At 65.5% G+C, this 12,447-nt stretch carries 16 protein-coding genes and 1 pseudogene; 13 read left to right on the forward strand and 4 right to left on the reverse strand.

Annotated features, from left to right (window positions below):
• Nucleotides 1-5: 5 nt before the first annotated feature.
• Together ACLJT4_RS38515 and ACLJT4_RS38520 are read right to left on the reverse strand one after the other, a co-directional pair.
• Nucleotides 6-218: pseudogene (locus ACLJT4_RS38515) on the reverse strand (hypothetical protein); the annotation flags it as partial.
• A 122-nt stretch (nucleotides 219-340) separates the two neighbouring features.
• Entirely contained in the window at nucleotides 341-2,074 is a 1,734-nt protein-coding gene (locus ACLJT4_RS38520; RefSeq protein WP_411129711.1) for a tyrosine-type recombinase/integrase, read from the reverse strand.
• Between the two features lie 222 nt (nucleotides 2,075-2,296).
• Here ACLJT4_RS38520 and ACLJT4_RS38525 point away from each other — a divergent pair, with 222 nt between their 5' ends.
• From ACLJT4_RS38525 to ACLJT4_RS38535, 3 genes are all read left to right on the forward strand, one after another.
• Complete coding sequence (locus ACLJT4_RS38525) at nucleotides 2,297-2,452, forward strand: DNA-binding protein (RefSeq protein WP_411129712.1); 156 nt, start codon at nucleotides 2,297-2,299, stop codon at nucleotides 2,450-2,452.
• A gap of 320 nt (nucleotides 2,453-2,772) precedes the next feature.
• Nucleotides 2,773-3,684, forward strand: a complete 912-nt coding sequence (locus ACLJT4_RS38530; RefSeq protein ID WP_411129713.1) for a recombinase family protein — start codon at nucleotides 2,773-2,775, stop codon at nucleotides 3,682-3,684.
• Between the two features lie 83 nt (nucleotides 3,685-3,767).
• Nucleotides 3,768-4,649 carry an MBL fold metallo-hydrolase gene (locus ACLJT4_RS38535; protein ID WP_411129714.1) on the forward strand — a complete coding sequence of 294 codons (882 nt, stop codon included), beginning with the start codon at nucleotides 3,768-3,770 and terminating at the stop codon, nucleotides 4,647-4,649.
• Here the strand turns inward: ACLJT4_RS38535 and ACLJT4_RS38540 are convergent.
• Nucleotides 4,571-4,951 (reverse strand): hypothetical protein, encoded by a 381-nt coding sequence (locus tag ACLJT4_RS38540; RefSeq protein ID WP_411129715.1) that lies wholly within the window; start codon nucleotides 4,949-4,951, stop codon nucleotides 4,571-4,573. The two genes, ACLJT4_RS38535 and ACLJT4_RS38540, sit on opposite strands and share 79 nt — an antisense overlap.
• On the opposite strand from ACLJT4_RS38540, the gene ACLJT4_RS38545 reads away from it, so the two are divergent.
• A protein-coding gene (locus ACLJT4_RS38545; protein ID WP_411129716.1) for an IS5 family transposase occupies nucleotides 4,944-5,770 on the forward strand; the annotation gives its coding sequence in 2 pieces (ribosomal slippage) (nucleotides 4,944-5,279 and nucleotides 5,282-5,770; 825 coding nt in all). The genes ACLJT4_RS38540 and ACLJT4_RS38545 overlap by 8 nt on opposite strands.
• On the opposite strand, the gene ACLJT4_RS38550 is transcribed toward ACLJT4_RS38545, so the two are convergent.
• Nucleotides 5,767-6,333 (reverse strand): helix-turn-helix domain-containing protein, encoded by a 567-nt coding sequence (locus ACLJT4_RS38550; RefSeq protein ID WP_411129717.1) that lies wholly within the window; start codon nucleotides 6,331-6,333, stop codon nucleotides 5,767-5,769. The genes ACLJT4_RS38545 and ACLJT4_RS38550 overlap by 4 nt on opposite strands.
• Before the next feature lie 336 nt (nucleotides 6,334-6,669).
• Between ACLJT4_RS38550 and fabG the strand changes: the two genes are divergently transcribed.
• From fabG to ACLJT4_RS38595, 9 genes are all read left to right on the forward strand, one after another.
• The gene (gene fabG / locus ACLJT4_RS38555; protein ID WP_411129718.1) at nucleotides 6,670-7,401 is read left to right on the forward strand and encodes a 3-oxoacyl-ACP reductase FabG; all 732 of its coding nucleotides are present in this window, start codon (nucleotides 6,670-6,672) and stop codon (nucleotides 7,399-7,401) included.
• 133 nt (nucleotides 7,402-7,534) lie between these two features.
• A complete protein-coding gene (locus tag ACLJT4_RS38560; protein WP_411129719.1) occupies nucleotides 7,535-7,837 on the forward strand; it encodes a hypothetical protein in 303 nt (100 codons plus the stop codon).
• 179 nt (nucleotides 7,838-8,016) lie between these two features.
• Nucleotides 8,017-8,985, forward strand: a complete 969-nt coding sequence (locus ACLJT4_RS38565; RefSeq protein WP_411129720.1) for a ParB/RepB/Spo0J family partition protein — start codon at nucleotides 8,017-8,019, stop codon at nucleotides 8,983-8,985.
• 77 nt (nucleotides 8,986-9,062) lie between these two features.
• Nucleotides 9,063-9,389 carry a hypothetical protein gene (locus tag ACLJT4_RS38570; protein WP_411129721.1) on the forward strand — a complete coding sequence of 109 codons (327 nt, stop codon included), beginning with the start codon at nucleotides 9,063-9,065 and terminating at the stop codon, nucleotides 9,387-9,389.
• The gene (locus ACLJT4_RS38575) at nucleotides 9,386-9,613 is read left to right on the forward strand and encodes a hypothetical protein (protein WP_411129722.1); all 228 of its coding nucleotides are present in this window, start codon (nucleotides 9,386-9,388) and stop codon (nucleotides 9,611-9,613) included. Before ACLJT4_RS38570 ends, ACLJT4_RS38575 begins: the two co-directional genes overlap by 4 nt.
• Before the next feature lie 18 nt (nucleotides 9,614-9,631).
• Complete coding sequence (locus ACLJT4_RS38580; RefSeq protein WP_411129723.1) at nucleotides 9,632-9,853, forward strand: hypothetical protein; 222 nt, start codon at nucleotides 9,632-9,634, stop codon at nucleotides 9,851-9,853.
• Nucleotides 9,854-9,981: 128 nt separating this feature from the next.
• A complete protein-coding gene (locus ACLJT4_RS38585) occupies nucleotides 9,982-10,866 on the forward strand; it encodes a hypothetical protein (protein ID WP_411129724.1) in 885 nt (294 codons plus the stop codon).
• Nucleotides 10,867-11,862: 996 nt separating this feature from the next.
• Nucleotides 11,863-12,114, forward strand: coding sequence for a hypothetical protein (locus ACLJT4_RS38590; RefSeq protein ID WP_411129725.1), 252 nt, complete (start codon nucleotides 11,863-11,865; stop codon nucleotides 12,112-12,114).
• 82 nt (nucleotides 12,115-12,196) lie between these two features.
• On the forward strand, nucleotides 12,197-12,439 hold the full coding sequence (locus ACLJT4_RS38595) for a hypothetical protein (RefSeq protein ID WP_411129726.1): 243 nt from the start codon (nucleotides 12,197-12,199) through the stop codon (nucleotides 12,437-12,439).
• Nucleotides 12,440-12,447 lie beyond the last annotated feature (8 nt).

The following is a 12,447-nucleotide window of genomic DNA, read 5'->3' on the forward strand; positions in this document are numbered from 1 at the left end:
GGCGGTCAGCCCCCGGCCGGTACCCGGTGCCGGACGCTGGATCCGGCGCGGTCCTTGACGACCTCCAGTTGGGCGGGGATGCGGGCCTTGAGGTCGGCGACGTGGCTGACGATGCCGACGCTGCGGTCGCGTTCGCGCAGGCCGTCGAGGACGTCGAGGACCTCGTCGAGGGTCTGCTCGTCGAGGCTGCCGAAGCCCTCGTCGATGAAGAGGGTGTTGCAGGTTCGCCACTATCCATGGACACCCTGCTTGACCAGGAAAAACAAGGCAAGAATGCCCCCTCGGGGTGCTCTCCGAGGGGGATCTTGTCGCTCCGGGGGACAGACGGGGGACGCGGCGGTTACGCGGCGTTGAGTGCGGGGTCCCGAGAGCCGGAACTGAGCAACGTCAGGTGACGCTCGGGAGCGGTGGGTGTGGGCTCGATGCGTCGCGGCTCGTCGTCTGCGCGGGCGAGCATAGCGTCCTCGGTGCGGTTGACGGGCACGGCTTTGCCAGCGGAAGGGCCGGGGGTGCAGGTAGTTGCGGTGTCTCGTGCAATCTCATCGACGGCTGGAGCTTGCTGTCCCGTGGGCTCGTCGGCGCCGTGGCGACGGGGTACGAGGTCGACGGGGGCGTTGGCCTCGGCTTGTTCGAACTGCGGCAGGAGACTGGTGTAGGTGTCGGCGGTCAGCTGGTAGCTGCTGTGGCCGAGCAGCGCCTGAATGGCCTTCATGGACAGTCCGGCGGCGAGGCTGAGGGATGCGGCGCAGTGGCGCAGGTCGTGGAGGCGGATCGGTGGTAGGCCGGTGCGCTTGATGAATCGGTCGAAGGCTTGGGAGACGTGCTTGGGGTGGTGTGGGCGGCCGTCAGGCTGGGTGAAGACGTAGCCGGAGTTCGTGTAGGGCCCGTATTTGTCGGCGGCGTTTTGGTGTTTGTTCTCCCATTCAGTGCGCTGCATCTTTTGGACGTCGCGCCAGGCCGTGAGCAGGGAGAAGGTGGCGTGGTCGAGGGTAACGGTGCGGCGGCCGCTGCGGCTCTTGGGAGTGTCTTCCCAGCAGGCATGGGAGGAGTCGGTGACGAGTTGTTCGGTGACGTGCGCGATGCCTTTGATCATGTCAAGCTCGGCCCAGGGAAGGCCAACGGCTTCGCCTCGGCGCAGTGCGCGGTAGACCATGAGGTGCCACAGGGTGTACAGGGGGTGTTCGACGGCTGCGTCGAGGAACTTCCCTGTCTGTTCGGGGGTCCACACCATGACGGGGCCGGGTTTTTCTCCCGTTTCACGCCAGCGGGCTACACGTTCGTCAGTCCACACGAGGGGCTCGGGCCTTTGGTACTTGGGGAGGACGACGAGCTTGGCCCAGTTTTGGGTGATGAGCTTCTCGGTGACGGCGTCTCCGAGTGCTGCGGCGAGGCAATCGCGGTACTTCTTCTGTGAGCCGGGGCCCGTGTGCTGGCGTGGCTTCGTTCGGGCTGCTTTCAAGGCTTGTTGGGCTTGCTGCCGTGCTTGGCGTAGTTCTATGGGGCGGGGGCTGGGAGCCTGCTTCCAGGCGTGGTGGGCGGTTTCATACGCGATGGCGGCCAGCTGTGCTGCTTCCCGGTTGGCTTTCTTGACCTCGTTGAAGGCCCATATTTGCTGGAACATCTCTTGGATGTGTCGGTTGCGGAGTTCGCGCATCGTTAGGTGGCCGAGGGCCGGCTTGAAGATGCGGTCTATGTAGTCGCGGTAGTCGGTGCGGGTTCGGCGCTTGAGGTCGACGCGTTTGTCGTGCCAGCGGTCGAGGTACTGGGCAACTGTTTCCTTGGTGTCTACGTCGATGCCTCCGTGGGCTTCGTCCCAGAGCTTCTGTGCCTCCTCTTTGGCTTGCGTCTGTGTGAGGAAGCCTCCCTTGCATGGGCGACGGCGCTTTCCTCCGGGACCGTCGGGGAGTTTGACGTAGTAGTACCAAGTGCCGTGATCACGTTTCTTCAAGAGGGGGCAGGAGGAGCCGAGTTCGCGTGTTCTGGGTTTGTTGTGGGCGTCGAGGATGGGTTGGCCGTTGTCATCGAGTTTGGGCTCGGTGCACTTGCATCGTTTGTAGGTGCTGCCTTCGAACACGCGAAGAACCTCCCTGTATGTGCGGGGTCTTTCCTTACGTGCCCTGATCATGCTGTAGCGAAGGGGTCGGTTCCTTGGCCGTCGTATGCTTCCTGCCAGGTGGCGCGGGGCGGAAGGATGTGACCACCTTTGTCCGCATCTACGGTGGAAGCCCGGCAGTCTCGTTCGGCTCGGTCTCGTGGCGGGATGTCGGTGGAGGAAGTGCGGTCTTTGCCTGCTGCCGTGAGCGTGGTGACTGCGGCTCGGGCACTGGGGATCGGCTCGGACAAGGCGTACGAGTTGATCAAGGCTGGTGAGTTCCCGGCGCAGGTGATCCCGCTGGGGCAGACCCAGAAGGTTTCGACGGCGAGCCTGTGGAAGGCTTTGGGCATCGACTGAGTGTTCTACACCCACCTACCGACCCGGATCACGCCCGTACGCCGGCGCTTGGGCGACACAGAGAAACAGACCGTCCGGTTTACTTCAGGGGAGACTTCTCATTTTCGAGTAGCCAATCTTCGGCGCGCCGACCCAGGTAGTTAGCAGCTTTTAGGGTCGCGACTGACGGATCGAGTGATCTGCGCAACAAACCAAGCGTGTGCTTAGTATGTTTCGCTCGAATGATGGATATACATTGGCCTACGCCAGGTCTCAGCGGCCCCTAAGGTGACGTCATCGTCGCCGGTCGCTGGTGCAAATCACTGATCGGAGTCAGCTGCGTGGGACGGTTGTCGGGCTACGTGCGCACGGGGGTGACGCATCCCGAGGAGGCCCCCCTACTTCGGGAAGCCGTCACGCTACTTTTCGATGGCGAGACGGAGGCCGAGGCGACGCGGTGGCTGACTGGTCAGGGAATGCTGACGCCTCGCGGCAACGCGTTTCGCCGCGAGGTGCTGCACCGTCTCCTGGCCAATCCGCGACTGGCGGGGCTGGACGAAAGCGGCGAGCCGATCGAAGGCTGGGACGCGCGGGTCCTGGAACCCGAGGTCTTCCACCGTCTACAGAAGCTGTTCGAGGAGCGTAGCCAGAAGCGCAGTAAATCTCGTGACGCACACGTTTACCTGCTCACCGGCGGCTGTGCACTGTGTGACGAGTGCGCGCACCCTATGGTCGGCAGTCGGGTTCACGCCGAGGCGCCGCCGTCCTACAAGTGCAATGGCTGCGGCAAGACCCGCATCAACGCCGACCGGCTCGAAGACTTCGTAGCCGAGCACGTGCTGGCCGAGCTGTTCAAGCCCGGGGCACGTCAGCGGCTGGAGAAGTTGGAATGTGACATCGAGGCGGAGGTCGCCCGCCTGAAGGAGCACATCGAGGGCGCCGCGGAGCGGGAGGCCAGTATCGGTGATCTCTATGGGCGGGGTCTGATGGTGAAGGCCGCGTTCCTCGCAGCTCAGAAGGCCAGCAAGGAGGACGTACGGGTCTCCAAGCTTCGCCTGAAGCAACTGGAGCAGATGACGGATCTGCCGATCGGTGATGTCCATGATCTTGTTGCATGGTGGCGGACGGCGTCGCATGCTGCGAAGAAGGGCCTGGTACTACTGGAAGTCGAGCACGTGCGGGTCGGGCGCGCCCAAGGTAGCCAGGATCCTGAGAAGCGCGTGCTGATCGACTGGCGGCAGCCGACCTCCTGAGGAACATCGTGAACACTCCCCATGCCCGCAGCACCTCGCCCTCCCCTGCTCTTCGTCGGCTGTCCGAGGTGACGTGGGCGTGGATGCATGACAGCAACGACTGGGGTTACAGCAACGCAGGGCTCATCGCCTCGCAGGACCAGGCGCTGCTGGTGGATACGCAGTTCACCTTGGGCGGCACGCGGCAGCTTCTCGACGCGGTCGAGGGCGTGTGCCCACTGGACGCTGTGGGCACGGTCGTCTCCACGCACCAAAACGGTGACCACACCTGGGGAAATCAGCTCCTGCCACAGGCGGAGATCATCACCTCCGCGGCCAGCGCCGCAGGCAGCTGTCACGAGATGGGCCCCGACCAGCTGACCCAGCTGTGCCGCTCTACCGCCCAGGGCAAGGCGGTGGCCTACGTAGTCGAGCACTTCGGGCGCTTCGACTTCTCCGGCGTGACAGTGGTGCCGCCGACGCGCACGTTTGAAGGGCGCGAGGAGATCAGGGTCGGCGAGGTCGTGGTGGAGTTGATCGACCTGGGCGCCGGCCACAGCGCGGGAGACGTCGCTGTGCACGTCCCGGACTCAGGGGTGGTGTACGCCGGGGATGCCCTGTTCTCCGGGGGCCACATGATGGTGTGGTCGCAGTCACTCAGTGGCTGCATCCGGGCCTGCCAGACGCTGCTGGATACCGGGGCCGAGGTGTTCGTGCCGGGGCACGGGACGCTCCTCGATCGTGCGGGCGTCGCCGGTATCCGAGACCAGTTGAGCGCGGTTGCGGATGCGGCAGTTTCGCACGCGCAGCGCGGGGTGCCGCTGGCCGACGCGGCTCACCTGATCAAGGCGACGCACGCCGGCTCTTGGGCGCACCCCGAGCGGCTGTTCACGCAGGCAGCGGCCGCTTACGCGGAGGCCGGCATCCCTGGGATGCCTTCGAGCACCTGGGAGATGCTCGAAGGCATGGTGTCCTTGACGCCCTGACGAATACTGCCGGGCATGACCACCATCAGGCGGGTCTTGTTGAGCAGCCGGCCGAAGGTGACGAACTCGACCTCGGTCTCTTCCTCTTGGTGCGGCAGGTAGAGGCGGCGGCGGTGACTGTCGGGGTGCGTGACAGTGGTGACGTCCTCGTCGAGGATGCGACGGGCGATCTCGTCACTCTGCCTGATCTCTTCGCAGACCTCATTCAGGCGGGCGTCATCAGGGTTGGCCTTAGAGCTCCTAACGCAACACTGGTAGCCGTGTCCTCCGGACGGATGCGTCGGTTGCTTGGGTATGGGCAAGAGGAACCCTCAACCCTGGCTGGTTGACGATGAGTTGTGGTCGAGAATCGAGCCGTTGCTGCCATCGACACCCGATGGTCAGCGGCGGCCGGGGCGGAAGAAGGCGTTGGAGGACCGCAAGGTGCTCTGCGGCATCTTGTTCGTCCTCTACACCGGCATCCAGTGGGAATGGCTACCCGGCGAGCTCGGGTTCGGCTCGGGGATGACCTGCTGGCGGCGGCTGCGGGACTGGAACAACGCCGGGGTGTGGCAGCGGCTGCACGAGGTGCTACTGGACGAACTGCGGGCCACCGACCGTCTGGACTTGTCGCGGGCGGTGATCGACAGCTCCCACGTCCGGGCGCTCAAGGGCGGCCCAAAACCGGACGGAGCCCGGTCGACCGAGGCCGGCCGGGCTCCAAACACCACGTGATCTGCGACGCCACAGGCATCCCGCTGGCTGTGACGCTGACCGGAGGAAACCGCAACGACGTCACCCAGCTGATGCCCCTGCTGGAAGCGATCCCGTCCATCCGCGGCAAACGCGGCCGGCCCCGCAAGCGACCGAAGGAGGTCTACGCCGACCGAGGCTACGACCACGACTGCTACCGCCGCCAGGTCTGGGCAAAGGGCATCAAGCCGGTCATCGCCCGACGCGGCACCGAACACGGCTCCGGCCTGGGAACCAAGCGATGGGTCGTGGAACAGACGATCGCGCTCCTGCACTGGTTCGGCCGCCTGCGCATCCGCTGGGAAACCCGAGACGACGTCCACGAGGCATTCCTCAAACTCGCCTGTTCACTGATCTGCTGGCGACGCCTGCAAAACACGTTGCGTTAGGAACTCTTAGAAGAGAGACGTAGTTGGGAAGCCATGGGCTTGGCCCAGGTCTCTTCCCAGTCGATGAGTTGCAGCCGGGCCTCGCGGTAAGTCAGGGCCCAGATCATGACGTTGACACCGTGCAGCATCCACGGGTAGTCCCGTGCCGCGCGCTCGTTGAAGACGCGTATGTCCCACCGGTGGTCGAAGGTGTAGGCCGGCCAGGGAAGTTCATGGACGATCGCGGAGACCACGGGGTCGATGGTGCTGGGGTCCGGGTGGGGGCGCGGCGGGGGCGCGAAGCCGTAGACCTCCAGCCACAGGTGGGTGCGTTGCGCCTCGTCCAGGTCCAGAACACGGACGACGCTTTCCAGGAACTCGCTGCCAACGCTGTCGAGTTGATCCCGCTCCAGCCTGCCGTAGTACCCCTCGGTCACTCCCGTCAGGTCTGCCATGTCTCGCTGCGTGAGGCCCTTCCGTTGGCGTGAGCCGTAGCGGGCGGTGAAGCCGGGCACGGCGCGGGGGTCGCGCTGTTCTCGCCAGGTCTTGAGCATGCGGGTGATCGGCGGCATGTTGCTCGACATGGGGCAACCAGGACCTTCCTGGGTAAAGAGAAGTAAAAGTACCAGGGGACCCTAACGCACTTTACAGCCCTGTCTGACTTGGATGCACCTCTCCGCCAAAGTGGACATCTGATCATATGCAGACCCAAAGGGTTAATCGAACCAGCGGTAACAGGTACTGCCAGTACCGGTTTCGCGGCTATAGGAATAGCCACTTTCGACCTAACAAGTCGATTTTCGGGCAAGGTAGACATCATCGTCGCGGGCGCAACGCCGGCGGCCAATCCACCCCGCAGCCCAGCTTCATCGTGCTCACTGCTGCGGGCGCACCACTGACCAATCAAGGGGAGTCCAGGGATGAGCATCATCGTCACCGGCGGCAATCGAGGCATCGGGAACGCCATCGCCACTGAGCTTGCAAAGGCGGGGCACGATGTGGCCATCACCTACCGTTCCGGTGAACCCCCCTTGCACTCCTACCGGCCGGGCCAGGAACGCCACGAGAGCCGTTTCCTGGCCGTGCAGTGCGACGTGACCGACACCGAACAGATCGACGCAGCTTTTAAGCAGGTGGAGGCGGAACTCGGCCCCGCGACTGCCGTCGTCTCCAACGCGGGGATCACCCGGGATGGGCTGCTGGCCCGCATGGGCGAGGACGACTTCACCGCGGTGTTGGACACGAACCTGGTCGCCTCCTACCGCGTAGCCAAGCGTGCCCTGCGCAGCATGATGCGGGCCAAGACCGGGCGCATGGTGTTCATTTCGTCCGCGGTCGCTATGCGCGGGGAGGCTGGGCAGGCCAACTATGCGGCCTCGAAGGCCGGTTTGGTCGGCCTGGCGCGTTCCATCGCTCGCGAGTACGGGTCTCGGGGCATCACCGCCAACGTCGTCGCACCTGGACTGACTGCCACAGACATGGCCGCAGCTCTGCCTGAGGAGCGCATCAAGGCCATGGCCGACCAGATCCCGCTGGGGCGCCTGGGGCAGCCTGAGGAGGTTGCGCGTGCGGTGCGGTTCCTCATCGATGAGGGCTCGTACGTGACCGGTGCGGTCATTCCGGTGGACGGCGGTGCGGGGATGGGGCATTAGCGGGTGGACTTCAACTGCGCGGCTTTCTTAAGGAATACGGGGGATTACTGGCACACCGCCACCCGCGAGGTCGGCCTGCCTGTCCGTAGCAGGGTGCGAACGACTCAGGCCCTTGATGCGCAAGGGGGCGGGAGTGGTCGACGTTGAGCGGATCCTGGCGCTGGCGCAGCAGCCGGCCCGGGTGAGGTCCAGCCGCGAGGGCGACGCGGCCCGCTTGGCCGCGTTGGCCGGAGTGGAGAGCACGCCTGTCACCTCGGTGACGTGGTCGGCGGCGCGGTGCGTGGAGGGGGCGCACCGCGCCGCGCGAGATCGGCAGGAGGGGGATGTGGCGCAGACGTGCGCCGTGTGCCCGATCCAGCAGGGCTGCTTCTCCACGCCCGAGGCGAGTGCGCCGGCCGCCGTGCGCGCATGGCGGGACCGCGGGGGCGAGAAGTAGAAGAGGAGTGCCGGTGGGCGCCGAGATTTTCTCGGCGCCCACCGGCGTTTTCGCACGTCAACGGCCATATCGGGCGTGGTCGAGGTCACTTCCCCGGTGGCTTCAAGGAGTGGACCCCACCCCTATACATAGTAGAATTAACTTAGTGAGTGAGAGGGGAAGGCCCTCACCATCACCTGTTGGAGCCCGAAGTGCAGCGCGTCGTCAAGATGTCCCAGGTTCACCGCAACCCGCGCCAGCCGCGCGAGTACTTCGATGAGGACGCGCTCAACGAACTGGCTAAGTCCGTCGACAAGTACGGGCTGATGCAGGCCATCGAGGTCCGCCCCGACAACGAGCGCGGCGGATACGAGATCGTCAGCGGCGAGCGCCGCTGGCGGGCACACCAGATCCTCAGCCGCACCAAGATCCGCGTCAACATCATCTCCGAGAAGAACGAGATCCAGCGGTTCAAGCGGTCCATGTCTGAGAACGTCACCCGCGAGGACATGACGCCGCTGGAGGAGGCCCGCGGCTTCCAGCGCATCCTCGACGAGGAGGAAGACGCCACCATCGAAACCGTCGCCGACGACTTCGGTGAGACGGTCACCTACATCAAGCTGCGCCTTGCACTGCTCGACCTACACGCAGACGTCGCCAAGCACGTGGAGGCGGGCGACATCGGCACGCAGGCAGCCGTCCAGATCGCCGCCCTCTCCCACGCCAACCAAGCAGCAGTGCTCGCCAAGTTCGTCCGCGGCGAGTTCGCCTCGGACAACGAGATCGTTCACTTCGCCTACGCGATGAAACAGCAGCAGGAACAGGCCGTGCTGATGGTCGTCGAGGAGATGACCGACGAGCAGCGGCAGGAGAAGGCGACCGCGCAGAAGAAGACGCGGACCACCCTCGACAAGATCGAGCAGGCCCGGACTCTGCTGGTCGAGATCGCCCGCACCGAGCCAGTCAAACTCGCCGAAAGCCTTGAGCTCCAGGTGGGCGCGCGACTTGCGCAGTTGGACCGCGTGGCGGAGTCGCTGACGAAAGCCCGGTTCCAGCTCAAGCAGGCCAAGGCCCATGCCGAGGCGCGTGAACTGGTCACCGTCAACCCCGAAGCCGTCAGCCACAGCGACGTGGCGTCCGAGGCCGAGCCTGAGCCCGTCGCCGCCTGACGCCAACTCAACGGTGCGCGGGCGCCCCAGCCCGCGCACCGCCCCTACCAGTCACACCTCGCCCGAAAGGCACCATCATGCGCTACACCGCTCCTCTCAGCACCGCCCAGGCCGAGCAGCTCGGCAAGGACATCGGCACGATCATCGGCCTCGCCGCCAAGACCATCAGCGCCATACGCGGCGATGTGGACGCCGACGAGGTGATGCGCACCCTCACTTCCTCAACCGCCATTGATGTCACCACGGCCCGCTACCTGAAGGCTCTTGAGGAAGGTCGCCGTCCCGAAGCAGCCGCAGCCGCGGCCGGCACCGCGCTCGTCTTCGACTGGGCGGACGCCGTCCTGGAGACCCGGAACCGGCTACGCCGGAAGAAAACCACCATGGCCGAGGGAGCAAACCAGTGAGCACCGCTCCCGCGGGCCGCGATTGGACGGCCATGCAGCGCGCCGAGTTCGACCAGGACGCGCCCGTCGAGCTCCCCATCGCCGCCGGCCCAGCCCGCATCCCGGCCACCCCCGACCAGTTCGGCACTCAGCCGCTCTTCGGCGACCCCCTACCCGCCCCGAAACCCCGTCCCACCAGGGCGCAGCCGCCAGGCGACGTCGACGGTCAAGACGAGCTGTTTTGACCTCGCAGGAAGACGCCGATGTACCTCATCACGCTTGACCCCGACCACGGCCTTGTCGCCGCACCCCGCTCACAGGCCGACATCGACACCATCACCGAGAACGCTTTGCACGCTTACGGCTTCCGCTGGGACGACACCATCGAGGCGTACACCAACTCCACGGACACCGACGACGACACCGTGGTTCAAGTCGCCCTGCTCCTGACCGCTTTGGACCACTGCATCAGGGTCGTCGCCTAACGCGAACGCTCCACGGAAGCTGCGCACACAACTCCCTGTGCTGAACACCAGCAGCTCCGCACTCTCTTCGGCGGCCCGCCCCAGCCGGCCCGTCCTCCCACCTTCATCTCTCATCACCAGGAGACCTTGTGCCGATCTACCTTCCCGAACCTGAACCCACTCGCCCTGCCGACGGCAAGGGCTACAACCGGCTGAGCCTCAACGCGCATATGGGCGTCGGCGGAGCTCAGTGTGCCCTGCTGCCGCACTCGTACCCCACCCTCCTTGAGAGCCGTGACACCCGGCGAGCCCGCTGGGGCGGCTTCGGCTGCTGCATCCGAGGGCAAGCCGATTGCCGAGACTGCCACGTCTTGGCCGCCACACTCGACGCGCCCAGCCAACAGGTGCGCTTCAACGCCTCCACCGTGCTCATCCGCGTCGAGACCACGTTCCGCGACCACGCGTCGTCGAACGCCCAGCCGACCACCGCACTGTGGATGACCGACCGCCCCGCCGACGCCGACTACCGCACTTACGGGCAGAAGTGGGATTGGTTCAATCTGCAACGCCTCAAAGGCTGGGAGCTCGGCCGGAAGCACCGTGACGAGATCGGCGAGGGCTTCTGGATGCACCGCACCCCCTACGCCAAAGCCCCGCGCGTCGATGTGCGCACTCGCGAGTACGAGGGTTTCACACGGCATGCGTTCGTGGTGGCCGGTACCCATGCCGCCCTGCTGACGTGCCACGGAAACTGTCGGCACGACGACGGCGCGCTCCTGAACGTCATCGGCCACCACACACCAAGCGAGGTGGACGACGAGAACGTCAAGGTCCCTTGGCAGCAGTTCTCAGGCCTGCCTGCTGGGAACGAGCACGGCCGCCGTCTCGCGCTGGCGCCGCGGAGCGTCTCGGTCAGGGTCTCCCTCGTCGAAGGCTCGCGTCGGCTCGCGCAGTTGGCCTTCGACGGATCGCAGTGGTCCGTCGAGCAGATCCGCGGGGCCGCTACGGCGCTCCTCGACCACGTGGGCCGGTGAGCGTATGGACGGCTGGCAGCCCCCGCAGATCTACCTGCTGGACGATCACCTCCCCACCACAGCGATAGACCCGTGGATGTGTCGCTCCTGTGATGTCCCATGGCCGTGCCTGATCGCGGCCCCGCATCTCACGGCCGGCCGTTGCCAGTGCGGAGCGCCGTCCTACTGGGACAAGCGCCTGCGGCGGCACTGGCATGTCGGGCCGATCTGCTACACCCGGGCCGACGTCCTGGCCGCGTACGCGAAAGAGCGACACGAGTACCACCAGGCTCATCCGCACTATCCACCCGAACGTCCGCCGCAGCCGCTCCGCAGGAGGCGGCAGCGGCCCCCGTACAAGCACACCCCTGGCGGGCCCGGGGACGTCCGTCCGGGAACCTGGCTGTGGGTGAGGCCGGGTGGTCTGCATCCGGCGTGGGGCGACCTGCATCGCCTGGCCATGCTGACCGGTGTGGGCAGTCCGTACTGCGAGGTGTGGCTGGACGACTCCACGGTGCACCGCGTCCGGGGCGAGCTGTTGATCCTTGAGCGCAGGTCGACGGCGGCCAACACTGCCGAAGCCGACGGAGTCCCCCTGGTTGAACGTCGTGGGCCACGCCCATGGCCGCTCCTACCGGAGTGGCAGTGGTTGGCGTGGACCGTTGCGGAACACCTGGCGCTCTTGGAGGGCGATCGCGCGTCGACCAGACCTGCTTCCATCCAAGGGGAGCTCTTTCCCTCGCAGTTGGTGTGAAAGCTAAACATCCAGGCGTCCTGAAGTCCGTAGCGTGCTCTATGCCACGCCACTTCCTCGACGCTCATCGGAGACGAAACGGCGTACACGTCACCGATGCGTTCGTTGCCGCGCCGACGCCTCTCTCCGTCGCGGACCCGGCGCCGTCCGGTGCATTCCGAAGCGTCTCGACGGAGTGGACACCCCCTCAATTCATAGTAGAATTAACGCAAGAGTTGAGAGTGGAAACCCACACTGCAGGCAACCAAAGGGGAAGCGGCACCATGACCAAGGTCGACGATCTACACATCGACGCGACTGCCTACTACGGCATCGAGTACTACACCTACAACGAGGCGGACGAGATCGCCGCAAGCAGCATCGACACCATCGCGGGCGCCGACCTGCACGAGGAGATCACCTCACGACTCTTCGCCTACCAGTCGCTACAGCAGGACGGCGACCGCATCGAGCTGACCGGAGACCGAGGCCGACTCGACGGGCGGCGTGTGGTCACCTACACCAAGATCGACTGACCCAACATCACCGCACGCAACCGGCAAGGGAACACACCCAGCAAGGCACCTTCCCTGCCAGCACGCGATCAAGGAGTCGCCAATGCTCGTCATTCTCAACACCGTTGAAGCCGTCACCGTGCTCGGCGCCCCGGCCCCTGAATGCGGAGAGTGTGAAGGCTCCGGCGCGGTAACCCACCCGCACGGCCCGCACGAGCACTCGCGCGAATGCGACGCCTGCCACGGAGCCGGATACCGCCTCGCGTGCCCGGCATGCACCGACGGCACCAACACCAGCACGGGCGACACCTGCACCACGTGCGACGGCTTCGCCATCCTTACCTAAAAATAGGC

It is taken from the genome of Streptomyces sp. x-19, assembly GCF_046549115.1.
GTDB lineage: Bacteria > Actinomycetota > Actinomycetes > Streptomycetales > Streptomycetaceae > Streptomyces > Streptomyces albulus_C.

What these genes read in the sequence shown, in the direction of transcription:
- ACLJT4_RS38535 (WP_411129714.1), top strand. Translation starts at nt 3,768, where the DNA reads ATGCATGACAGCAACGACTGGGGTTACAGCAACGCAGGGCTCATCGCC.
- ACLJT4_RS38550 (WP_411129717.1), bottom strand. Translation starts at nt 6,333, where the DNA reads ATGTCGAGCAACATGCCGCCGATCACCCGCATGCTCAAGACCTGGCGA.
- fabG (WP_411129718.1), top strand. Translation starts at nt 6,670, where the DNA reads ATGAGCATCATCGTCACCGGCGGCAATCGAGGCATCGGGAACGCCATC.
- ACLJT4_RS38570 (WP_411129721.1), top strand. Translation starts at nt 9,063, where the DNA reads ATGCGCTACACCGCTCCTCTCAGCACCGCCCAGGCCGAGCAGCTCGGC.
- ACLJT4_RS38580 (WP_411129723.1), top strand. Translation starts at nt 9,632, where the DNA reads ATGTACCTCATCACGCTTGACCCCGACCACGGCCTTGTCGCCGCACCC.
- ACLJT4_RS38590 (WP_411129725.1), top strand. Translation starts at nt 11,863, where the DNA reads ATGACCAAGGTCGACGATCTACACATCGACGCGACTGCCTACTACGGC.
- ACLJT4_RS38595 (WP_411129726.1), top strand. Translation starts at nt 12,197, where the DNA reads ATGCTCGTCATTCTCAACACCGTTGAAGCCGTCACCGTGCTCGGCGCC.